Origin of the sequence: Kitasatospora sp. NPDC002965 (assembly GCF_040611255.1) — a bacterium.
In the GTDB taxonomy this organism is placed as follows: Bacteria; Actinomycetota; Actinomycetes; order Streptomycetales; family Streptomycetaceae; genus Kitasatospora.
Genome location: NZ_JBEXNT010000083.1, coordinates 1 through 21102, shown reverse-complemented (window position 1 = coordinate 21102; position 21102 = coordinate 1). Strand labels below are relative to the sequence as shown.

Annotated in this window: 18 protein-coding genes and 1 pseudogene; 6 read left to right on the top strand and 13 right to left on the bottom strand. The window is 74.6% G+C overall.

The features are described from left to right. The first annotated feature begins 15 nt into the window (after positions 1–15). Complete coding sequence (locus ABZY91_RS27325) at positions 16–744, top strand: hypothetical protein (protein WP_355405640.1); 729 nt, start codon at positions 16–18, stop codon at positions 742–744. 27 nt (positions 745–771) lie between these two features. Here ABZY91_RS27325 and ABZY91_RS27320 read toward each other — a convergent pair whose 3' ends face one another. The 4 genes from ABZY91_RS27320 to ABZY91_RS27305 all read right to left on the bottom strand — a co-directional run bounded on the left by ABZY91_RS27320 (position 772) and on the right by ABZY91_RS27305 (position 4783). Further along, complete coding sequence (locus tag ABZY91_RS27320; RefSeq protein ID WP_355405639.1) at positions 772–1758, bottom strand: iron-siderophore ABC transporter substrate-binding protein; 987 nt, start codon at positions 1756–1758, stop codon at positions 772–774. Between the two features lie 72 nt (positions 1759–1830). After that, positions 1831–2712, bottom strand: a complete 882-nt coding sequence (locus tag ABZY91_RS27315; protein ID WP_355405638.1) for an ABC transporter ATP-binding protein — start codon at positions 2710–2712, stop codon at positions 1831–1833. Then, complete coding sequence (locus ABZY91_RS27310; RefSeq protein ID WP_355405637.1) at positions 2712–3758, bottom strand: iron chelate uptake ABC transporter family permease subunit; 1047 nt, start codon at positions 3756–3758, stop codon at positions 2712–2714. Before ABZY91_RS27310 ends, ABZY91_RS27315 begins: the two co-directional genes overlap by 1 nt. Beyond that, the gene (locus tag ABZY91_RS27305) at positions 3755–4783 is read right to left on the bottom strand and encodes an iron ABC transporter permease (protein WP_329877092.1); all 1029 of its coding nucleotides are present in this window, start codon (positions 4781–4783) and stop codon (positions 3755–3757) included. Before ABZY91_RS27305 ends, ABZY91_RS27310 begins: the two co-directional genes overlap by 4 nt. A gap of 114 nt (positions 4784–4897) precedes the next feature. Here ABZY91_RS27305 and ABZY91_RS27300 point away from each other — a divergent pair, with 114 nt between their 5' ends. Beyond that, positions 4898–5527 carry an HAD family hydrolase gene (locus tag ABZY91_RS27300; protein WP_329877090.1) on the top strand — a complete coding sequence of 210 codons (630 nt, stop codon included), beginning with the start codon at positions 4898–4900 and terminating at the stop codon, positions 5525–5527. A 37-nt stretch (positions 5528–5564) separates the two neighbouring features. On the opposite strand, the gene ABZY91_RS27295 is transcribed toward ABZY91_RS27300, so the two are convergent. Next, positions 5565–5801, bottom strand: coding sequence for a hypothetical protein (locus ABZY91_RS27295; RefSeq protein ID WP_329877088.1), 237 nt, complete (start codon positions 5799–5801; stop codon positions 5565–5567). Between the two features lie 470 nt (positions 5802–6271). On the opposite strand from ABZY91_RS27295, the gene ABZY91_RS27290 reads away from it, so the two are divergent. Beyond that, positions 6272–6655: a cold-shock protein gene (locus tag ABZY91_RS27290; RefSeq protein WP_329948958.1), complete on the top strand. Its 384-nt coding sequence runs from the start codon at positions 6272–6274 to the stop codon at positions 6653–6655. A gap of 100 nt (positions 6656–6755) precedes the next feature. Here the strand turns inward: ABZY91_RS27290 and ABZY91_RS27285 are convergent, their stop codons facing one another. The 4 genes from ABZY91_RS27285 to ABZY91_RS27270 all read right to left on the bottom strand — a co-directional run bounded on the left by ABZY91_RS27285 (position 6756) and on the right by ABZY91_RS27270 (position 10541). Continuing rightward, positions 6756–7601, bottom strand: coding sequence for a 1,4-dihydroxy-6-naphthoate synthase (locus ABZY91_RS27285; RefSeq protein ID WP_355405636.1), 846 nt, complete (start codon positions 7599–7601; stop codon positions 6756–6758). Beyond that, entirely contained in the window at positions 7594–8481 is an 888-nt protein-coding gene (locus ABZY91_RS27280) for a futalosine hydrolase (protein WP_355405635.1), read from the bottom strand. Before ABZY91_RS27280 ends, ABZY91_RS27285 begins: the two co-directional genes overlap by 8 nt. Positions 8482–8491: 10 nt before the next feature. Beyond that, a complete protein-coding gene (locus tag ABZY91_RS27275; RefSeq protein ID WP_329877081.1) occupies positions 8492–9025 on the bottom strand; it encodes a hypothetical protein in 534 nt (177 codons plus the stop codon). A 139-nt stretch (positions 9026–9164) separates the two neighbouring features. Further along, positions 9165–10541: an MFS transporter gene (locus ABZY91_RS27270; RefSeq protein WP_329948976.1), complete on the bottom strand. Its 1377-nt coding sequence runs from the start codon at positions 10539–10541 to the stop codon at positions 9165–9167. Between the two features lie 722 nt (positions 10542–11263). Here ABZY91_RS27270 and ABZY91_RS27265 point away from each other — a divergent pair. Together ABZY91_RS27265 and ABZY91_RS27260 are read left to right on the top strand one after the other, a co-directional pair. Beyond that, positions 11264–12145, top strand: a complete 882-nt coding sequence (locus ABZY91_RS27265; RefSeq protein ID WP_329877171.1) for a DUF3027 domain-containing protein — start codon at positions 11264–11266, stop codon at positions 12143–12145. Between the two features lie 287 nt (positions 12146–12432). Further along, entirely contained in the window at positions 12433–15720 is a 3288-nt protein-coding gene (locus tag ABZY91_RS27260) for a molecular chaperone Hsp90 (RefSeq protein WP_329877079.1), read from the top strand. A gap of 111 nt (positions 15721–15831) precedes the next feature. Here the strand turns inward: ABZY91_RS27260 and ABZY91_RS27255 are convergent, their stop codons facing one another. The 3 genes from ABZY91_RS27255 to ABZY91_RS27245 are packed head-to-tail and all read right to left on the bottom strand — an operon-like array spanning position 15832 to position 19013. Next, positions 15832–16068, bottom strand: a complete 237-nt coding sequence (locus tag ABZY91_RS27255; RefSeq protein ID WP_329948955.1) for a hypothetical protein — start codon at positions 16066–16068, stop codon at positions 15832–15834. Positions 16069–16108: 40 nt separating this feature from the next. Then, the gene (locus ABZY91_RS27250) at positions 16109–18658 is read right to left on the bottom strand and encodes an HAD-IC family P-type ATPase (RefSeq protein WP_355405634.1); all 2550 of its coding nucleotides are present in this window, start codon (positions 18656–18658) and stop codon (positions 16109–16111) included. 52 nt (positions 18659–18710) lie between these two features. Next, positions 18711–19013, bottom strand: a complete 303-nt coding sequence (locus tag ABZY91_RS27245) for a DUF2530 domain-containing protein (RefSeq protein ID WP_355405633.1) — start codon at positions 19011–19013, stop codon at positions 18711–18713. Positions 19014–19259: 246 nt separating this feature from the next. Here ABZY91_RS27245 and ABZY91_RS27240 point away from each other — a divergent pair, with 246 nt between their 5' ends. After that, positions 19260–20720, top strand: coding sequence for an NCS2 family permease (locus tag ABZY91_RS27240; protein WP_329877071.1), 1461 nt, complete (start codon positions 19260–19262; stop codon positions 20718–20720). A 233-nt stretch (positions 20721–20953) separates the two neighbouring features. Here ABZY91_RS27240 and ABZY91_RS27235 read toward each other — a convergent pair. Beyond that, positions 20954–21102: pseudogene (locus ABZY91_RS27235) on the bottom strand (ABC transporter permease); the annotation flags it as partial.

Here is a 21102-nt window from a genome sequence, read left to right as displayed (position 1 = left end):
GGGGACTCGCCGTGGGTGGCGAAGCAGGTGGAGGGGGCGCCCGGCGACCCCGACGCGCTCCCCGCCCCGTACCGGGCGATGAGCGCGGGCGACTGGGACTACGTGTCGATCGACTTCGGGGAGGGGCCGGCGGGTCCGGCGGCGTCCGACAAGCCGATCCCCGAACAGCGGACCGCGCAGGACGACGCCGCGGCGGACGCCCCGGACGCCGCCCCCGCGGGCGGGGGGACCGGGCCGCCGGTTGACCCCGGACCCGGGAAGGCCGGGGCGGAGAAGGGCAGGGGGAAGGCCGGCAAGGCACGGAAGGGCAAGGCGAAGGGCCGCCAGCCCACGCCCGCCGCCGGGGACCCGGCGGCGCCGCCGAAGGCCGGTGCGACGGCCGGCCGCCGTCCCGCACCGCTGCTGCTGCTCGCCGCCGCCGTCCTGGTGGGTGGCGCCGTCACCGGTCAGCTGATCGCCATGCTGGTGGGCTGGGCGCTCGGCTACCTGTCCCGCCAGCTGGGCGACTTCGCCCGCAAGCTGGCCGTCTTCGGCATCCCGCTGATGACGGTCAGCGGCAGCTCCCTCTGGTTCTGGGGCCGGGCCCAGGGGCGTTGGGGCACCGGTCTGGAACCGGGCCAGCAGGCCACCGACGCCGTGTGGAGCGCCGCCCCCGGCGTGCTGCGGCTGGCGGCGGTGCTGTCGGCCGTCTTCCTGCTGGCCATGTCCGTCCGGCGCCGCCGCACGGCCGCACCCGGCCAGTAGGGCCCTCCCGGCCTCGGACCCCCGGCCTCAGGCGCCCAGGAAGTGCTGCAGCTCGGTCAGGACGTAGTTGGCGCCGGTGTAGCCGATGCCCTGGAACCAGAGCTGGTCGTCGACCGGGAACGCGCGGTGGGCCCGGACCGCGCCGAGCGCCTGCCAGGCCGGGCTCGCCAGCGCGGCCGTCGTCCCGGCCCGGTCCGGGTCGCCGTAGGTCGCGTACAGCAGCAGGTCGCCGTCGGCCTTGGCGAGCTGGTCCGCCGGGATCTCGATGTCGCCCTGGTCGACGTTCTGCGCGTCCGGCCGCCCCACCTGGGCGTCGGTCAGGACCGACCCGGGGAAGCTCTGCTTCCCGTACAGCCGGATGCCCCCGCCCTCGACGAAGCGGACCAGGCTGACCTTCCGGCCGCCCGTCCTGGCGTTCCCCAGTGCCGTCACCACCTGGTTGACGTGCCGCTGGTAGGAGGCCGCGAACGCCGCGGCCGCGTCCTGCCGGCTCAGCGCCTGGGCGTGGGTCTGGACGTTGGCCTTCCAGGGCGCGCCGGTGGTCTGGGTGAGGACGGTCGGGGCGATCGCCCGCAGTGCTTCGTACCGGCCGCCGTCCCGGCTCTGGTTGGAGAGGATGAGGTCCGGCCGCAGCGCTCGGATCGCGGCGAGGTCCGGGTCGCCGGTGGCACCGACGGTGGCGATCGGGGCGAGCCGGGACGCGGGCCAGTAGTCGGGGAAGGACGGGTCCGCCGCGGGCCGGGCCGAGCCGACCGGGGTGATGCCGAGGGTGAGCGCGGAGTCCAGCTCGGCGGTGTCCAGGGTGACGACCCGCAGCGGTGCGCCCGGCACGGTCACCGGCCCCGTGGCGGTGGTCACGACGACGTCCGGCACCGGCGCGGGAGTGGCCGACTCGGCGATGGCGGTGCCGTCGACGGGTGGCGGCGAGGGGTGCCGCGTGGTGCAGCCGCAGAGGGCGGCGCCACCGAGCCCGCCGAGTGCGGTGAGCAGGGCGCGGCGGGTGATCGGAGGCATCGGCGGTCCTCGGACGGATCGGGACGGGGCGGCAACCCGTCGATTATGTCCGAATTGGATGGTAAACCGGCGCTATGCGTCCTTCGTGGCCGTCCACGGCGCGCCCGGCACCACCAGCGGGGTCCCCGTCACGGGGTCCGGCACGACGACGGAGTCCAGCCCGAACACCTCGCGCACCAGCTCCGCCGTCACCACCTTCGCCGGCGGTCCCTGGGCGACGATCCGCCCGTCCCGCATGGCGACCAGGTGGTCCGCGTACCGGGCGGCCTGGTTGAGGTCGTGCAGTACGGCGACGACCGTCCGCCCGCGCTCCACGTTCAGCCGGCGGACCAGGTCCAGCACCTCCACCTGGTGCGCGATGTCCAGGAAGGTGGTCGGCTCGTCCAGCAGCAGGATGTCGGTGCCCTGGGCGAGGGCCATCGCGATCCAGACCCGCTGGCGCTGCCCGCCCGACAGCTCGTCCACGCCGCGCTCGGACAGGTCGGCGGTGGAGGTCCGCTCCAGCGCCTCGGTGACGGCGGTCTCGTCCTCCGCCGACCACTGCTGCCACCAGCTCTGGTGCGGCTGGCGACCGCGTGAGACCAGGTCGGCCACGGCGATGCCCTCGGGTGCGGTCGGCGACTGCGGGAGCAGCCCGATCCGCCGGGCGATCCTCTTGGTGGGGACGCGCGCCAGCTCCTCGCCGTCCAGCAGCACCGCGCCGCGGGTCGGCTTCAGCAGCCGGCCGAGCGCGCGCAGCAGGGTGGACTTGCCGCAGGCGTTCGGTCCGACGATCACCGTGACCCTCCCGTCCGGGATCCGCAGGTCGAGCCCCTCGGCGACGGTGCGGGTCTCGTAGGCGAGGGTCAGGCCCCGCGCTTCGAGCCGGTGGAAGGGCTCCGGCCGGTCCGAGCCGGACGGGCAGGAGCCGGACGGACCGGAGCCGGGCTCGGCGGACACCGCGTCAGCGGACATCAGGAACCTCCACGACGGGAACGGATCAGCAACCACATCAGGTACGGCGCGCCGACCAGCCCGGTCACCACGCCGACCGGCAGTTCGGTGGGCGCCAGCAACCGCCGCGCCACCAGGTCGGCCAGCACGACGACCAGCGCACCGGTCAGCGCCGAGCAGAACAGCGGGATCTGCGCCGAGCGGGCCAGCCGCAGCGCGATCTGCGGGGCCATCAGCGCGACGAAGTCCACCGGGCCGGCCGCTCCCGCCGCGCAGGAGGCGAGCACGATGCCGAGCAGCGCCATGCCGAGCCGGATCCGGTCCAGCCGCAGGCCCAGCCCGACGGCGGTGGCGTCGTCGAAGGAGATCGACCGCTGCGCCCGCGCCGCCCAGAGCGCCGCCGGCAGGGCGGCGAGCAGCACCCAGCCGAGCGGGCCCGCCTGGTCGTAGCCGGAGCCGTTGAGGCTGCCGGTCATCCACACCTTGGCGGCCTGCGCCTGGAAGCCGTCGCCCTTGGTGAGGAAGACGGAGGTGAGGGAGGAGAGCGCGACCGAGATGCCGATGCCGATCAGGACGAAACGCTGCGCGTGCAGCCCCCGCCGCCAGGCCAGCAGGTACACCAGCAGGCCGGCGGCCAGTCCGCCGCCCACCGCCGCGTACGGCACCTCACCGGCGGAGCCGACCACGCCGTACGCCATCAGGCCGACCACCGTCGCCGTCGCGCCCCAGGAGACGCCGACCACGTCGGGGCTGGCCAGCGGGTTGCGGGCGACGGTCTGGACGAGCGCGCCGGCCAGGCCGAGCGCGGTGCCGACCAGCAGGCCCACCACCACCCGGGGCAGCCGGAACTCGCCGACCACCAGCTCGTGCGGGCTGGGCCGCCCCAGCACCACCTTCACCACCTCGCCCGGCGCGACGGTGGACTCGCCCAGGCAGAGCGAGGCGACGACGGTGGCGGCCAGCACCAGCAGCAGGCCCAGGACGGCGGTGGCCGAGCGCCGGTGCAGGAGGAACGAGGCCCGCCCGGCGCGCAGCACGGTGTAGCCGGGCAGGGAGACGGCGCTCATGCCGCGACCACCTTCCGCCGCCGGACCAGTACGACCAGCACCGGCACCCCGACCAGCGCGGTCATCACCCCGGCCGGCACCTCGGACGGCGGGAAGAGGACCCGGCCGAACGCGTCGGCGAGCAGCAGCAGCGCCGGGCCGAGCACGGCGGAGAAGGTGAGCACCCAGCGGTGGTCGGCGCCGGCGACCGCCCGGGCGGCGTGCGGCACGGCCAGGCCGACGAAGGCGATCGGGCCGGCCGCGGCGACCGCCGAACCGGTCAGCACGGTCGCGCCGAGCGCGCCGACGGCCCGGACCGTCCCGGTCCTGGCGCCGAGCCCCTTGGCGGTGTCGTCGCCGAGCGCCAGCGCGTCCAGCCCGCGCGCCACCGAGAACACCAGCACCGTGCCGACCAGCAGGAACGGCAGCAGCTGCCAGGCCACGTCGGAGGTGCGGCCGGACAGCGAGCCGACGTGCCAGAACCGGAACTGGTCCATCGCGGCCGCGTCGGTGGTGAGGACGAGCGTGTTGAGCGAGGCGATGAACGCGGACATCGCGGAGCCGGCCAGCGCCAGCTTGATCGGGGTCGCCCCGCCCCGGCCGCGGCCCGCCAGCCCGTACACGAGGACGGTGGCGACCACCGCGCCGGCGAAGCCGAACCAGACGTACCCGGTGAGCGTGGAGATCCCGAACGCCGAGATCGCCACCACGACACCGGCCGCCGCGCCCTGGCTGACGCCGAGGATGCCCGGGTCGGCGATGGGGTTGCGGGTGATGCCCTGCATGACGGCGCCGGCCAGACCGAGCGCCGCGCCGACCGCGAGGCCGACCACCGTCCGCGGCACCCGCAGCTCGCGGACGACGACGGCGTTGGTGGTGTCCCCGCCGTGCAGCAGGGCGTCGACGGTCTCGCCGAAGGGGATGGTGCGGCTGCCGACCGCGAGGCTCAGCAGTGCCGCGGCGACCAGCACGGTCAGTGCGGCGGCGAGCCAGAGTATTCGGCGGCGCAGCAGTCGCTGCTTGCCGGGCGCGGTGGTGTCGGTCATGGCTCTCTCTCGCCGATAGCTCAGGCAAACCTAAGTTCCACGGAGAAGCCGGGGCAAATCGTCCGGTCCGACGGCTCTCGGGGCCCGCTCCGGAGGGTTGGATAGCCTGGCGGCATGCCTGCGACCCCGGACGCCCCGCTCACCGTCGGTTTCGACCTCGATATGACGCTGCTGGACACCCGGCCCGGCATCCGGGCCACCTACCTGGCGCTCTCCGCCGAGACCGACACCTACATCGATGCCGACCTGGTGGTCACCCGGCTCGGGCCGCCGCTCCTGGACGAGCTCCGCAACTGGTTCCCGGAGGAGGGCCTGGACGCGGTCGCGGACCGGTACCGCACGCTCTACCGGGACCACGCCTTCGCCCCGACCGTCGCGCTGCCCGGCGCACACGCCGCCGTCGACGCGGTCCGCTCGTACGGCGGCCGGGTCGCCGTGATCACCGGCAAGTACGAGCCGAACGCCCGGCTCCACCTCGACCACGCCGGTCTGCACGCGGACGCGCTGGTCGGGGACCTCTGGGCGGAGACCAAGGGCGACGCGCTGCGCGAGCACGGCGCCGGCGTCTACGTCGGCGACCACCTCGGCGACATCCGGGGCGCCCGGCACGCGGACGCGGTCGCGGTCGGCGTGGCCACCGGTCCGTACAGCGCGGCGGAGCTGCTGGCGGCGGGCGCGGACGTGGTGCTGGCCGACCTCACCGAGTTCCCGGCGTGGCTGGCCGGGCACCTCGCGGGGCGCTGACGGCGGACCACCGCCGGGGCGCGCCCGCCCGGGGTCGTCAGGCCCCGGCGCGCGCCCGCCGGCGCTGGTCCCGCGCGGAGAGCAGCAGCCCGCTCAGGGCGAGCAGGAAACCCAGCGGCATCAGCATGCTCAGCCAGTACGCGGCCGACGGCAGCGGCGTCAGATCGAGGAAGAGCGGGACGAAGGTCACCAGGGTGGCGAGCGCCCCGAGCCCGAAGACGATCGCTCCGGCCTTGACGTAGGCATCGCCGCGGTCGGCGCTCTGGCTGCTCACTGGGCTTGCTCCTCTGCGGGGTCGGCTGTCGCCCCAGTCTCGCAGAGGCCCGCAGGTCGTCGCCCCGGCCCCGGCCTGCGGGGTCGTTCCGCGGACCGGCGGTCCCGTCACGTTGCGCAGTTTTCCGGGCGCTGGGAGTTTTGATCCCTGTTGGGCGGGGGTATGCAGGCTGTGCCGAGGGGCGCACCCGTGCGCCCCGCTCTCTTGGACCGGGGGTGTGAGCCTGTGGAAAGCGCCGAGCCGCGCCCCGGCCATGCCGGTACCCGGTCGCCCGCGGTCGCCGGAGCTCCGTACGGATCTTTCGCGGAACGCGGATGAGACAGTGACGGACCGTTAGTCTGCTCTCTACAGCGTGCTGACCGTACGCGCCTCGTCGGCGCGTCCCCCCAAGGTCGGTCCGCCCACCCACCACCCCGTGATCCCCGGCCAGGGCCGAGGATCCCTCACACCCATATCGAGGACTGTTCGAGATGCCCACCGGCCAGGTCAAGTGGTTCAACGAGACGAAGGGCTTCGGCTTCCTGTCGCGAGACGACGGCGGCGACGTCTTCGTCCACACCAAGGCGCTGCCCGCCGGTATCACGTCGCTGAAGCCGGGCCAGCGGGTCGAGTTCGGCGTGGTCGCCGGTCACCGCGGCGACCAGGCGATGCAGGTCCAGCTGCTGGAGGCGCTGCCGTCGGTGGCCGCCGCCCAGCGGAAGAGCCCCGACGACATGGCGGCGCTCGTCCAGGACCTCATCACGATGATGGACGCGGTGCTGCCCGGTCTCCAGCACGGCCGGTACCCGGCCAAGCCGGCCGGGCAGAAGCTGGCGGTGCTGCTGCGCGGGGTGGCGGAACAGTTCGACGTGTAGGGCGTCCCGGGCCCCGGAGAACGCGGGGCCCGGAGGACGCGGGCCCCGGGGAGTGCGGGGTCCGGCCGTGCGGAGTGTCGGGGGAGCTCCGGGCGTCGCCCTAGAAGTCCAGCGCACCCGGGCCGAGCGGGGGCACCAGCCCTTCGGCTGCGGCCCGGGTGAGCAGCGCGCGCACGGCGGCGTGACCCTCCTCGCCCAGCTCCGCGGTGAACTCGTTCACGTACAGCGCGATGTGCTGGTCGGCGACGGCCGGGTCCATCTCCTGGGCGTGCGCCAGCACGTACTCCCGGCTGGCGGCCGGGTCGTCCCAGGCCTGCCGGACGGAGGTACGGATCGCCTCGGTGAGCGCCCGCAGCCGCTCGGCGCCCAGTGAACGCCTGGCGATGATCGCGCCGAGCGGGATCGGCAGGCCGGTCTCCCGCTCCCAGACCTCGCCCATGTCGGCGAGGCAGTGCAGGCCGTAGTCCCGGTACGTGAACCGGGCCTCGTGGATGACCAGTCCGGCGTCCACCCGGCCGTCCCGGACGGCGGGCATGATCTCGTGGAACGGCAGGACGACGACCTCGCCCAGGCCGCCCGGCACCGCCGTGGCGGCCCAGAGCCGGAACAGCAGGTAGGCGGTGGACCGCTCGGAGGGCACCGCGACCGTCTTCCCGCTCAGGTCGTCGCCGCTGTCCGGGCGGGTCAGCACCAGCGGGCCGCAGCCGCGCCCGAGCGCGCCGCCGCAGGGCAGCAGCGTGTACTCGTCCAGCACCCAGGGCAGCGCCGCGTAGCTGACCTTGAGGACGTCCAGTTCGCCGCGTTCGGCCAGGCCGTTGGTGACGTCGATGTCCGCGAAGGTGACCTCGGGGACGTCCGCGCCCGGGACGCGTCCGTGCGCCCAGGCGTGGAAGACGAAGGTGTCGTTGGGGCAGGGCGAGTAGGCGATGCTCAGCCGTTCAGCCACGGCCGGCCTCCTTCGACGCGTTCCGGCAGGATGTCAGCAGTTCGGGGTAGGGGAGCGCGGCGAAGGCGCGCTCCAGCGCGGCCAGCGCGTCGCCGATCCGCCAGGCCGCCCGGTCGCGGGGGCCCACGGGGTTGGAGACGGTGCGCAGCTCGAACACCGGCACCCCGTGCCGGGCCGCCGCCTCGGCGACCCCGAACCCCTCCATCGCCTCGGCCGCCACCCGCGGGTGGCGGGCGGCCAGCTCGGCGGCCCGCCCGGCGCTGCCGGTCACCGTGGAGACGGTCAGCACGGTGCCGGTGAGGACGGGGCCGGTGAGGACGGTGCCGGCGACGGCGGCCAGCGCCTCGGCCGCGAGGGCCACGGCGGCCGGGGCGGGGGTGTGCCGGACGGTTCCGAAGCCCAGCTCGGTGACGTCGGCGAAGCCCTCGGGGGTCTCCGCGCCCAGGTCGGCGGCGACGATGTGCTCGGCGATCACGGTCGCGCCGACCGGCGCCTGCGGGGCGAAGCCGCCGGCGATCCCGGCGGAGACCACCAGGTCGTAACGGGCGGCGGTGAGGGCGGTGGCCGCGGCCGCTGCGGCGGCGGCGGGGCCGACCCCGCCGGCCAGCACGTCGACCGTCACGCCCGACGGGTGCTCGACCCGGTCTGGTGCGCCGCCGGGCCACCGCACGTCGGGGGCTGCGGGAGCCGCCGGACCCGCGGATGCGTGAGCGGTCGCGTGAGTGGCCGCCTGAGCCGTCGCGGGAGCGGAGGGGGACGCGCAGGCGCCGGCCGCGGTCAGACCGCGCAGCACGGCCTCGGCTTCGGGGGCCACCGCGACGACGACGAGCAGCCGGGCCCGCGCGGGGCCCGACTGCTCGTCGGGAAGTCGTGCCGTCACCGGACGGCCGTCAGCTGTCCTGGGTGTTCAGCTGGAAGTACCAGACGCCGTAGATCGATTCGGGCTGGTCCGGGTCGGTCTCCACCACGGTGATCAGGGTCTTGCCCGAGGCGTTGAGCGCCTTGCTGGCGGGGACCGAGCCCGAGTAGGTGGTGTCCTTGGCCGCCGAGGCCAGGATGAACCGGCCGCCGGAGCCCTGCTGGCCGCCGTTGGTGTTGGCCCACCAGCCGCGGTCGGCCACCTCCGGGCTCACACCGACGCCGATCCGGTCGCTGACGACCACGTCCGACTTGGGAAGCGTGCCGCTCTCCAGGGCCTTGGCGGCCTTGTCCTGGCACTCCTCCTGCTGCAGGTCGGTCAGCGGGCTGCCGTCGTTGAAGCAGAACGGGTCCGCCGCGAACGAGGAGTTGCCGACCGTCAGGGTCACGCGGTGGTCGCTGATCTCGTGCTGGCCGGACGCGAACGCGATGGACCCGCCGACCGTGCCGGCGCCGATCACGACGACGGCGCCGAGGGCGGCGATGACACGGGTGCTGAGGCTCATGCGTCAGAGGCTACCGGGCTTTCCCGATCACGCTACGCGGGGGTCGGCAACCGCGTGTTGTGCCTCGGCCGGTGCGGGGCGCCCGCGGCACCCGAGGGGCCCGCGCGTGCCGCGTCACCCCGGGGCGCGCCGGGGCGCCTCACGCCACCCGGGGCGCGGTCGAGCGGTGTCGCAACCCCACCCGGAAGAGCGAGCGGACCGTCCAGAGCAGCACCGCGCCGACCACGGCCGCCGCCACCGAGAGCCCCAGCGCCCCGTTCAGCGGCAGCAGGATGCCGACCGCGCCGCCGACCACCCAGGACATCTGCAGCAGCGTCTCCGACCGGGCGAAGGCGGAGGTCCGCACCGACTCGGGGACGTCCCGCTGGATCAGGGCGTCCAGCGACAGCTTGCCCAGCGACGCCGCCACCCCGGAGGCCCCGGCGACCAGCACCACCGTCACCGCGCCGTACCAGAGCGCGGCCGCGGCCGTGGCGCAGCCGGCCAGCAGCAGCATCGCGGTGACCGTCACCTCCGGGCCGCGGGTGCGCAGCATGGCGCCGAGCACCGAACCCAGCGCGTTGCCCGTTCCGGCGGCCAGCGCCACGATCCCGAGCGCCAGGGTCGGCTGGAGACTGCCGATCGGCTCCTCGCGGAGCAGGAACGCCAGGAACATCACCAGGAAGCCCACCAGCCAGCGCAGCGCCGACATCGCGCGCAGCGCCAGGATCACCGACGGTCCGACGGTGCGCAGCGACGCCTTGGGCCGCTGGTCGGCGGGCGCCGGCTCGTCCGCCTTGCCGTGCAGCACGCCGTGGTGCCCCGGCCCGTGCTCCTCGGCGTGCAGGACGGCCCGCTGCTCGCCCTTGGCCGAGTCCACCTTGTGCGGCAGGTGGAAGGCCATCAGGGTGCCCGCCACGAACACCAGGAACGCCCCGCGCAGGGGCCAGCCCGGCCCGATCAGGTGCAGCAGACCGCCCACCCCCGCAGCCACCATGGTGGCCAGCAGCCCGGCCAGGGTGACCCGGGAGTTCGCCTTCACCAGCGACAGCCGGCTCGGCAGCAGCCGGGGCACCACCACGCTGCGCACCACGCCGTACGCCTTGGACGCGACCAGCACGCCCAGGGCCTCCGGGTAGAGCGCCAGTCCGCCGCCGGTCACCACGCCGGCCATCGTCCAGGCGAGCACCGCCCGGGCCAGCATCGACATCGCCATGGCGGCCCGTCGGCCGTGCGGCAGACGGTCCAGCAGCGGGCCGATCACCGGGGCGAGCAGGGCGAACGGGGCCATCGTGATCAGCAGGTAGAGCCCCACCCGGCCGCGGGCCTCGCCGGTCGGGACGGAGAAGAAGATGGTGGAGGCCAGCGCGACGGTGATCAGCATGTCGCCGAAGGAGTTCAGCGCGTGCAGCTCGATCAGTTTGGCCAGGCCCGACTCGCCGGCGCCCTCGGCGGAGGTGGCCCGACGGATCCGGCGGCCGGTGCCGTGCACCATCTTGCCGGTGCGGGAGCCGGCGGCGGAGGCGGTGCGGACCAGGAAGTTGCGGCGCCGCTCCCCGTCCTCCTCCTCCGGTTCCTCTCCCGGTCCGGTCTGTCCGGTCTGCTGTCCGGTCTGCTGTTCGACCTCGGGGGTGCCGGCGGCCTTCCGGAGATCCACGGCCGCCCCGGACGTCCCGGTGTCCGTGAGGTCCCCGGGTGCGTCGGCGGCGTCGGGATGCGGGTCGGGGTGTGAGTCGGCGGGCGAGGCGACGGGGCCGGACGCGGGAGCGGGCGTCGTGGAGGAGTCCACCGGTTGCGGTTCGCCCGCACCGTGGACCGGGGGTTGCTGTCGCGGCACGGCGTTCGCCTCGTCGGGGCTGCCGGCCTGCGAGGGGCGCAGTACGTGCTGCGACGGTTTTTCGTCCGCCACAAGGCCATCCTGCCCCAGAATCGGGAAGGCAACGCGAGATTCCGCTCCGCGCGGCGCGGCCGGGCACGGTCCGTGAGCACGGCGGGTACCGCTCTCCGGCGCTTTCGCGCACCGCCGTCCCGGCACAGGGACGGCCCCGGACTGTGCCGGGTGGCCGACCGACGGGTAGCCTGCCCAGGGTCCGCCCGAGCGATCGGCCGGCGCCCGTCGGACCCGGCGAGCGGCGCGGCCGGTATCCGAGGCGGGCCGCGGTCGCGCAGAATGGACGAGGGACACCGAGCCGCGACGGACAGGCAACACGCCGTGGGTGACAGAAGAACTGGGAGAGAATCGACGCCGTGAGTGCTGCGATGCGAAGCCGTACCCCTGATCGGCTCTGTGCCGAGGCCGTCGAACTCGCCCGCCAGGCTGCGGAAGAGGCGGTCGGCACGGAAACCGTGGGAGCGCACCTCGGCGTCCAGGCGGAGGCCGACCGTGTCGTCACCCACACCTTCGAGTGCCTCGACGCGGCCTACCGCGGCTGGCACTGGGCGGTCACCGTGGCGCGCGCCCCGCGGGCCAAGAACGTGACGCTGGACGAGGTCGTGCTGCTGCCCGGCTCCGACGCGATCCTCGCCCCGCAGTGGGTGCCGTGGAGCGAGCGGCTGCGTCCGGGTGACATGGGACCCGGCGACCTGCTCCCCACCGACGCCGACGACCTGCGCCTCGAACCGGGCTGGACCGGCGAGGACGAGCCCGCGCCGAACTCCGTGGTGGCCCAGGTCGCCCAGGAGGACGTGGTGGTCAGCGACCCGCACGTCGAGCCCGCCCCGGCCCGCGCCCAGATCGGCGCCGTCGCCGACGAGCTCGGCCTGGGCCGCAGCCGGGTGCTCTCCCGGCTCGGCCTGCACCTGGCGGCCGACCGCTGGGAGAAGGCGCACGGCTCGCAGACCCCGATGGCGCAGTCGGCCCCGGCCTCCTGCGTCAGCTGCGGCTTCCTGATCCCGATCGGTGGCACGCTCGGCCAGGCGTTCGGCGCCTGCGGCAACGAGTTCGGTCCGGCCGACGGCCAGATCGTCTCCTTCGCGTACGGCTGCGGCGGCCACTCCGAGGCGGCGGTCATCCCGGCCCCGCCGGCGCCGTCCGAGCTGATCCTGGACGAGCTGGTCGTCGAGCCGATGCAGTTGCACCCCGACCGCACCTCCGGCTCCGTGGAGCCCGACGCCCCGGCCGAGGAGCTCGGCCACTCCTGAGCCCGACGGCTTTCCGCGTCCGGCCCCGCCCACCCGGGCGGGGCCGGACGCCGTCGTACGGGCCCGTCCGGACGCCTCCGTGCCGGCGGACACGCTCCCGGCGCCGGACCGCCCCGCACCGCCGGACGCCGTCGCACCCCTCCTGATCGGCCCGGACCGCGCCACGGCACCGGTGCGCACCCACCCCGGTCGGCCGGGGGTCCCCGGGCGGGGGACAATGCCCCGTACGAAGTACAGGGCGGCGGAAGGCGGCAGGTCCAGTGGAACCTCGGATCATCGGCAGCGGAATGGACGAGCACCTCGCGGACCACTTCGGCAGCGCCGGTCTGCGCCGCCGTGTGCTGGACGCCTGGGCCGCCTCCCCGGCCCGGTTCCGGGAGGACGCCAACGCCGAGGAGGAGCTCGCGCTCGGCGGCTACCGCGACCGGCTGGTGGTCGAGTTGGCGCAGAACGCCGCCGACGCCGCGGCCCGCGCGGGCGGCGCCCCCGGCCGGCTGAGGCTCACCCTGGCGGACGGCGTGCTGGCCGCCGCCAACACCGGCGCGCCGCTGGACGCCGCCGCCGTCGAGTCGCTCTCCACCCTGCGTGCCTCCTCCAAGCGCGACTCCGAGGCCGGGGGCCGGCCCACCGTCGGCCGGTTCGGCGTCGGCTTCGCCGCCGTCCTCGCCGTCACCGACGAACCCGCCGTGCTCGGCGCGGCCGGCGGCGTGCGCTGGTCGCTCGGCGAGGCCCGCTCGCTGGCCGAGGCCCAGCCCGCACTCACCGAGGAGCTGCGCCGGAGGGACGGTCATGTGCCTTTGCTGCGGCTGCCGTTCGCGGCCGAGGGCCCGGCGCCCGACGGCTACGACACGGTGGTCGTCCTGCCGCTGCGCGACGCGGCCGCCGAGGACCTCACCCGTCGTCTGCTGGCCGCCGTCGACGACGCCCTGCTGCTGACCCTCGCGGGCCTCTCCGAGATCGTCGTGGAGACCCCGGACAGCACCCGCGTCCTCACCCGCAGCGCCGCCGAGCCGCGTCCGGACGGCGTCACCGAGGTGACCGTCACCGACGACGCGGGCGGCAGGCTGCGACGGACCGTCTGGCAGACCGCCGGCGCCTCCGGCTCCCTGGACGCGGCCCTGCTCGCCGACCGTCCCACCGAGGAGCGCTCCCGCCCGTACTGGACGGTGACCTGGGCCGTTCCGGTCGACCCCGAGGGCACCCCGCAGGCGCCCGGGGTCGACCCGGTGCTGCACGCGCCCACGCCCAGCGACGAGCCGCTCGGCCTGCCCGCGCTGCTGATCGCCTCCTACCCGCTGGACTCCACCCGCCGGCACGTCGCCCCGGGCCCGCTCGCCGACTTCCTCACCGAGCGCGCCGCCGACTGCTACGCCGACCTGCTGCGCTCCCGGGGCGGCGACCTCGGCTCGCTCGGGCTCGTCCCCGGGCCGCTCGGCCAGGGAGCGCTGGACAACGCGCTGCGCGCCGCGATCCTCTCCCGGCTGCCCGGCACGCCGTTCCTGCCCCACCCGGCGCCGGTCGCGCAGGGGACGCCCGCGCTGCGCCCCCGCGACGCGACGCTGCTGGAAGGCGCGGACGGCTCGGTGGTCGAGGCGCTGGCGCCGATCTTCCCCGGCCTGCTGCCGGCCGGCCTGGAGCGCCGGACCGAACTGCGGGTGCTGAACGTGCGCCGGGTGCCGCTCGCCGAGGTGGTCGACCAGCTCGGTGGCCTGGACCGCGAGCCGGCCTGGTGGCGGAACCTCTACGCGGCGCTCGGCGGGGCCGACCCGGAGGCGCTCGGCGCGCTGCCCGTCCCGCTCGCCGACGGACGGACCGTCACCGGTCCGCGCCGCGTCCTGCTGCCCTCCGACGACGCCGACTGGGCGGCGTTCCCCGGCTACCCCGAGTCGCTGGCCGGCGCGCTGGCCGTGCTCGACCTCCGGCTCGCCCACTCCGAGGCCGCGCACCCGCTGCTGGCCAAGCTCGGGGCCGGCGCCGCCACCCCGGCCGGGGTCCTGGACACCCCCGAGGTGCGGGCGGCCGTCGCGCGTTCCTACGAGGTGGCCGAGGACGACCCGGACGCCGCCGCGGACCTCGCCGATGCCGTCCTGGCCCTGGTCAAGGCGGCCGCCCCGGCCGTGGGCGAGCACCCCTGGCTGGGCCGCCTCGCGCTGCTCGACGACGAGGGCGAGCCGGCCCGTGCGGGCGAACTCGTGCTCCCGGACAGCCCGTTCGCCGCCCTGGCCCGGGAGGACGACGCCGGCTGGGTGGACGACGACCTGCTGGAGCGCTGGGGCCCCGAGGTGCTCACCGCCGTCGGTGTGCTGGCCGACTTCGTGCTGGTCCGCGCCGAGGACGTGGTGCTCGACCCGGACGACCTGGAGCGGCTCGACCCGACCGCGCCCGCCGACCGGGCGGCCGGCGGTCACCCCACCGGCCTGATCGACGAGGCGCCGGACGGCCTCGCCGAGTGGGCCGAGGACGTGCTGGAGGTCCTGAACGCCGACGCGGGCAACCCGACGGGCCTCCCACCGGTCGCCGCCGAGCTGCTGGCCGTCCGCGACCTCGATCTGGTGGAGGACGACGCGTGGCCGCAGGCGCTGGCCGCGCTCGCCCGGCCGCCGTACCGGGACGCCGTGGTCACCCCCGTCCGCACCCTGCTGCCCGACGGCTCGTACGCCGACCTGCCGCCGTACACCGCCTGGTGGCTGCGTGACCACCCGGTGCTGGACGGCCGGGAGCCGGCCGGGCTGCGCGCGGCAGGCGCCGACCCGCTGCTCCGCGGCCTCTACGACGAGGCGCGGACCGCGCTCGACGAACAGTTCCTGCACGCGCTGGGCGTCCGCACGACGCTGACGGCGCTGCTGGCCGAGCCGCACGGGCCGGACGAGGTGCTGGACCGGCTCGCCGACCCGGAGGCCGAGGTCGGGCACCGCCAACTGCACGGCATCCACAGTGCGTTGGCCCGCGTGCCGGTCGAGCGGATCGAACCGCTCGACGTGGTACGGGCGTTGCCGCCGCTGGACCGCTCCACCGGCCGCCGCCCGTCGCGGACGGTGATCGTGGACGCTGCCGACGCGGTCGTCGCGGACGCCCCCGACCTGGTTCAACTCCTGCACGACCACGCGTTGTTGCCGGTGGCTCCGGCGCTGGCGGCCGACCTCGCCGAGCGGCTGCACGTCTCGCTGGCCAGCGAGGTGGCCGGCGGGCGGGTGCTCTCCGAGGGCGCGCTGCACCGGGTGCCGGCCGTGGTGCGGGAGTTGCTGCCCGGCTGTCCGGTCGCCTACGAGGAGCACGAGGAGCTGCTGGTGGTCGGCCCGGACGGCGGCGAGGCCGCCGTCGACTGGCGCTGGGACACCGGGGCGGACGCACCCGAGGCGCCGTACGACCCGGAGTCGGCCGAAGAGGCCGACGAGGACGACGAGTTCGAGGTCCCGCCGGTGCCCGGTCTGCTGCACGCCGCCACTCCGGAAGGGCTGGCCGCAGGGCTCGCCTGGTCGGTGGGCCAGTGGCACCGGCGGTTCGAGGTGCTGGCCGCGCTCAGCGAGCCCGACCGGGCCTACGAGCTCTCCGCGGCCCGGGACTTCGAGGGCTGAGCGGGGCGGCCCGGTCGGGCCTGCTCCGGCGCCCGGGTCGCCGCCAGGGTCGCCGCCCGGGCCCGTTCCGGTGTCCGGTCCCGCAGCTGTTCCCGCACCCGTTCCGGCGTTTCAGGAGCGGGTGCCGGAGCGGGTCCGGCCGCGCGCGATCAGTCGCAGGTAGATCCCCAGCGTCACGACCACCCAGACCGCGCCGAGCAGGGCCGTCGCCACCTTCACCAGCCGCGGTCCGGCGTCGACACCGGCGAGCGTGCCGACCCCCACCAGCGCCAGGGCCAGCAGACCGGTCGCCAGCAGGCCGCCCAGGAAGGCGGTGAACGCCTCCAACTCCCCACCCCTGCGCGCCATGCGGAACCCCCCCCGTTCGGGCTCGATCCGTTGAGTGCGGTCAATCATCCGTCCTGCGTCGCATGATGCGCCAGGTCACTTCCAGCAGAATTCCGGCGATCAGCGCGATCCCGACGCCGATCCACGGGTCCCGGGTGCCGGACAGCGAGAGCTGGAAGAAGTCGGAGAGCCACGGCACGGTCAGGACCAGGGCGAACGCCCCGCCCATCGTCCCGATCAGCAGCAGCCGCCACCAGTTGTACGGCCGGGCCACGATCGCCAGCACCCAGATGGCGACCAGGAAGAGCGTCAGGGTGGCGACGCTGGTGTCCGATTCGAGGTCGGTCGCATGGTCCGCACGGGCCAGTGCGTACGCGGTGAAGGTGGCTGTACCGGCGATGATGCCGCCGGGGATCGCCAGCCGGAGCACCCGCCGGACGAAGCCGGTCCGGGCCCGCTCGTTGTTGGGCGCCAGTGCCAGGAAGAAGGCCGGCACGCCGATGGTGAGCGTGGAGAGCACGGTCGAGTGCCTGGGCAGGAACGGGTACGGCGAATGGGTGAAGATCACCAGCAGGGCGAGCAGCACCGAGTAGACCGTCTTCACCAGGAAGAGCCCGGCGACCCGTTCGATGTTCCCGATCACCCGCCGGCCCTCGGCGACCACCGAGGGCATGGTCGCGAACGAGTCGTCGAGCAGCACGATCTGCGCGACCGCCTTGGTGGCGTCGCTGCCGGTGCCCATCGCCACGCCGATGTCCGCGTCCTTGAGCGCCAGCACGTCGTTGACACCGTCGCCGGTCATCGCCACGGTGTGGCCGCGCGACTGCAGGGCGCCGACCAGCTCGCGCTTCTGCTGCGGGCTGACCCGGCCGAAGACGGTGGTCCGCTCGGCGGCGTCGGCGAACGCCTCCGGGTCGGTGGGCAGGGTGCGCGCGTCCAAGGGGTGGTCGGCGCCGGGCAGCCCGAGGTGGGCGGCGACCGCGCCGACCGAGACGGCGGCGTCGCCCGAGATCACCTTGGCCTGGACGCGCTGGCTCTCGAAGTAGCGCAGGGTGTCGGCGGCGTCGTCGCGCAGCCGCTGCTGGAGCACCACCAGGGCGAGCGGCCGGAGGCCGGCGGCCGGGTCGGGGGCGTCGAGCGGGGTGGGCGTGCGCCCGAGCAGCAGCACCCGCAGGCCCTGGGTGCCCAGCTCGTCCACCTCGGCGAGCGTCGGGTGGCCGGCCGGCAGCAGCACGTCCGGCGCGCCGAGCAGCCAGGTGGCCTCGCCGCCCTGCGGCTCCAGCAACTGCACGCCGCTCCACTTGCGGGCGGAGGAGAAGGGCATCGCCTCGATGACCCGCCAGCCGCCGCTCCGCTCGCCGCTGCCGTCGCCGTAGGCGTCGATCACGGCGCGCATCGACGGGTTGGGGCGGGCGTCGGCGCCGGCCATCATGCCCAGCGCCTGCTTGACGATCTCCTTGACGGTGCCGCGGTCGTCCAGACCGTCCCGGGCGTCGGGGCCGTCCTGGCCGTCCCCGGTGCCCGTGATGCTCCGCCCGACCGGGCCCCGGCCTTCCCGGTCCGGGTCGCTCCCGTCGGGACCGGTCTCGATCAGGCGCAGGTCGACGACGTCCATGCCGCCCTCGGTGAGGGTGCCGGTCTTGTCCAGGCAGACGGTGTCCACCCGGGCCAGCCCCTCGATCGCCGGCAGCTCCTGCACCAGGCACTGCTTGCGGCCCAGCCGGACCACTCCGATCGCGAAGGCCACCGAGGTCAGCAGCACCAGTCCCTCGGGCACCATCGGCACGATCCCGGCGACCATCCGGCGGACCGCTTCCTTCCAGTCCCGGCCCTCCACCGCGAGCTGGCTGATGATCAGACCGATCGCGGTGGGCACCAGCAGCCAGGTGATGAACCGCAGGATGCTGTCGATGCCACTGCGCAGCTCCGACTTCACCAGGGTGAACCGGCTCGCCTCCTCGGCCAGCTGTGCGGCGTACGCCTCGCGGCCGACCTTGGTGGCGGTGAACGCGCCGGCACCGGCCACCACGAAGCTGCCGGACATCACCTGGTCGCCGGGCTGCTTGAGGACCGGGTCCGGTTCGCCGGTGAGCAGGGACTCGTCGATCTCCAGGCCGTCCGCCTCGGTGACCTCGCCGTCGACGATCACCTTGTCGCCGATGCCGAGCAGCACGGTGTCGTCCAGCACGATCTCGCCGACCGCGAGCTGCTGGACGGTGCCGTCCCGGCGGACCTGGGGTTTGGCCTCGCCGATCAGCGCGAGGCTGTCCAGGGTCTTCTTGGCGCGCAGCTCCTGGATGATGCCGATCGCCGTGTTGGCGACGATGACCAGGCCGAAGAGGCCGTCCTGGAGGGGGCCGACGATCAGGATGATCCCGAACATCACGCCGATGATCGCGTTGAACCGGGTGAAGACGTTGGCCCGGACGATCTCCTTGGCCGAGCGGCTGGAGCGGACCGGGACGTCGTTGACCTCGCCGCGGGCGACCCGCTCGGCCACCTCGTCGGCGGTCAGGCCGCCGCGCCGGCCGGGCAGCAGCCCGAGCGGGTGCGCGCCTTCGGGCTTCTCCTCGGTGGGCCGGTCCTCGGCAGGCTGGGCAGGCTGCGTCATGGCACCGACTCTACGGGTGCCTTATGTCCGATGCGTGCTACTAAAGGACTATTCAGTCCGACCGGGTGGCCGGGTCCGCGCCGTTCCCGTTCGGGGCCTGCGCCCGGGCCTCGGCGGCCCGGCTGCGGGCGATGGCGTCCCGGCGGGCGCGGCAGTACCAGAGGCCGATCAGGCCGAGGCCGCTGCCGGCCAGGCAGATCCAGGGCCAGTTGCCGTGGCCGTGGTCGGAGAGGGTGCCCCAGAAGGGCAGCAGTACCAGGAAGGCGACGAACCACACCACCGTGCCGCCGCCGACGATGGCGACGTCGTTGGCCTCCAGCGACGGGGGCGAGGGGTGCAACGGCGTCTTCGGCATGGGCTCTAGGGTACGGTGCGGCGGGCGCTTGTCCGATTCCGTGCCGCAGCTGTCTCTTTCTTTCCGGAAACCCCTTCGTTCTACGCGCGAAGATGGCGTAGGAGCGAACAGGGAACTCATACTTGTGTCCCCGGTCGGCCGCGGCATGCTCAGAACACCTTGCTTCGTGCCCGTCCCACCGGGCCGCCCGGCCACCGTCGCTCCGGGTGGGTCCCCCTCTCCTCAGCCCCCACCAGAGGATGCAGCATGCCCGTGGCCCAGCCGACCGCCGAGTCGCCCGAGCCCACCTCCGACGCGCCGAAGCCCCCGTCCGGCGCGATGGACCGTTACTTCCGGATCAGCGAGCGCGGCTCCACCCTGCCGCGCGAGATCCGCGGTGGCATCGCCACCTTCTTCACCATGGCGTACATCCTGGTGCTCAACCCGATCATCCTGGCCAGCGCCACGGACATGAACGGCGCCCACCTGGACAGCGCCCAGCTGGTCACCGCCACCGCGCTCACCGCGGGCCTCACCACGCTGCTGATGGGCGTCATCGGCAACGTCCCGATCGGCCTCGCCGCCGGCCTCGGCGTCAACACCATCGTCGCCCTCCAGCTCGCACCCAAGATGACCTGGCCCGACGCGATGGGCATGGTGGTGCTGGCCGGCTTCGCGATCATGCTGCTGGTCGCCACCGGCCTGCGCGAGCGCGTGATGAACGCCGTCCCGCTAGGCCTCCGCAAGGCCATCGCGATCGGCATCGGCCTCTTCATCAGCCTCGTCGGCCTGGTCGACTCCGGCTTCGTCAGCCGCATCCCGGACGCCGCCCACACCACCGTCCCGCTCCAGCTCGGCACCGGCGGCCACCTGCTCGGCTGGCCCGTCCTGATCTTCGTGCTCGGTCTGCTGCTCACCCTGGTGCTGATCGTCCGCAAGGTCCCCGGCGCGATCCTGGTCTCGATCGCGGTCATGACCGGCCTCGCGGTCGTCATCGACAAGATCGCCGACATCCCGGCCCTCAACTGGGGCCTGACCGTCCCGGCCTGGCCCGGCAACCCGGTCGCCGCCCCCGACTTCGGCCTGGTCGGCGAGGTCAGCCTCTTCGGCGGCTTCGAGAAGGTCGGCGTCCTCACCGGCGTCCTCTTCGTCTTCACCGTGCTGATGTCCTGCTTCTTCGACGCGATGGGCACCATCCTCGGCGTCGCCGACGAGGCCCACCTGCTGGACGAGAAGGGCGACCTGCCGGGCATCAACAAGGTCCTGATGATCGACGGCATCGCCACCGCCGCGGGCGGCGCGACCTCCTCCTCGGCCAACACCTGCTTCGTCGAGTCGACCGCAGGCGTCGGCGAGGGCGCCCGCACCGGCTTCGCCTCGATCGTCACGGGCGGCCTCTTCGTGGTGGCCCTGTTCCTCACCCCGCTCGCCACCATGGTTCCCGCCCAGGCCGCCACCCCCGCCCTGGTCGCCGTCGGCTTCCTGATCCTGGCCAACTCGATCAAGGACATCGACTGGGCCGACTACACCATCGCGATCCCGGCGTTCCTGACCATCGTGATGATGCCGTTCACCTACTCCATCACCAACGGCATCGGCTTCGGCTTCATCACCTTCTGCATCCTGCGCCTAGCCGCAGGGCGTGGCCGCGAGGTCCCGGTCGCGATGTACGCGGTCTCTGCCGTCTTCGCCTTCTACTACCTGATGCCGGCCCTCGGCCTGCTCTGACGGACCCGCACGCTGCGGCGGACACCGTGCGCGGCGTGCGGCCTCCGGGGCCCAGGCTTCCGATGCCGGCCTTCGGGACTCGTCTCGAAGGCCGGCATTCGTCGTGCGGGGCGGTGGCTGCCCGCTCCGTCCGGCCGGGAACGCGGACGGGGCGGCGCAGGCCGACGGGGTGTCGGGGTACGCCGCCCCGGGGCGGGGCGAGTGGCGGGTGGTGGTGGGTGCCGCCATGGCGGCTACTTCGGGTCGCGGTTGAACGTCGAGGTCGACCAGCGGTAGCCGAGCGCCGCGAGGCCCAGGCACCAGGCGACGGCGAGCCACCCGTTGTGGCCGATCTCGCTGCCGAGCAGCAGTCCGCGCAGGGTCTCGATGGCGGGGGTGAAGG

Excerpts from the sequence above, each read along its gene's own strand:
- ABZY91_RS27320 (WP_355405639.1), bottom strand. The coding sequence starts at position 1,758 with ATGCCTCCGATCACCCGCCGCGCCCTGCTCACCGCACTCGGCGGGCTC.
- ABZY91_RS27315 (WP_355405638.1), bottom strand. The coding sequence starts at position 2,712 with ATGTCCGCTGACGCGGTGTCCGCCGAGCCCGGCTCCGGTCCGTCCGGC.
- ABZY91_RS27310 (WP_355405637.1), bottom strand. The coding sequence starts at position 3,758 with ATGAGCGCCGTCTCCCTGCCCGGCTACACCGTGCTGCGCGCCGGGCGG.
- ABZY91_RS27305 (WP_329877092.1), bottom strand. The coding sequence starts at position 4,783 with ATGACCGACACCACCGCGCCCGGCAAGCAGCGACTGCTGCGCCGCCGA.
- ABZY91_RS27300 (WP_329877090.1), top strand. The coding sequence starts at position 4,898 with ATGCCTGCGACCCCGGACGCCCCGCTCACCGTCGGTTTCGACCTCGAT.
- ABZY91_RS27290 (WP_329948958.1), top strand. The coding sequence starts at position 6,272 with ATGCCCACCGGCCAGGTCAAGTGGTTCAACGAGACGAAGGGCTTCGGC.
- ABZY91_RS27275 (WP_329877081.1), bottom strand. The coding sequence starts at position 9,025 with ATGAGCCTCAGCACCCGTGTCATCGCCGCCCTCGGCGCCGTCGTCGTG.
- ABZY91_RS27265 (WP_329877171.1), top strand. The coding sequence starts at position 11,264 with ATGCGAAGCCGTACCCCTGATCGGCTCTGTGCCGAGGCCGTCGAACTC.
- ABZY91_RS27260 (WP_329877079.1), top strand. The coding sequence starts at position 12,433 with ATGGACGAGCACCTCGCGGACCACTTCGGCAGCGCCGGTCTGCGCCGC.
- ABZY91_RS27255 (WP_329948955.1), bottom strand. The coding sequence starts at position 16,068 with ATGGCGCGCAGGGGTGGGGAGTTGGAGGCGTTCACCGCCTTCCTGGGC.
- ABZY91_RS27250 (WP_355405634.1), bottom strand. The coding sequence starts at position 18,658 with ATGACGCAGCCTGCCCAGCCTGCCGAGGACCGGCCCACCGAGGAGAAG.
- ABZY91_RS27245 (WP_355405633.1), bottom strand. The coding sequence starts at position 19,013 with ATGCCGAAGACGCCGTTGCACCCCTCGCCCCCGTCGCTGGAGGCCAAC.
- ABZY91_RS27240 (WP_329877071.1), top strand. The coding sequence starts at position 19,260 with ATGCCCGTGGCCCAGCCGACCGCCGAGTCGCCCGAGCCCACCTCCGAC.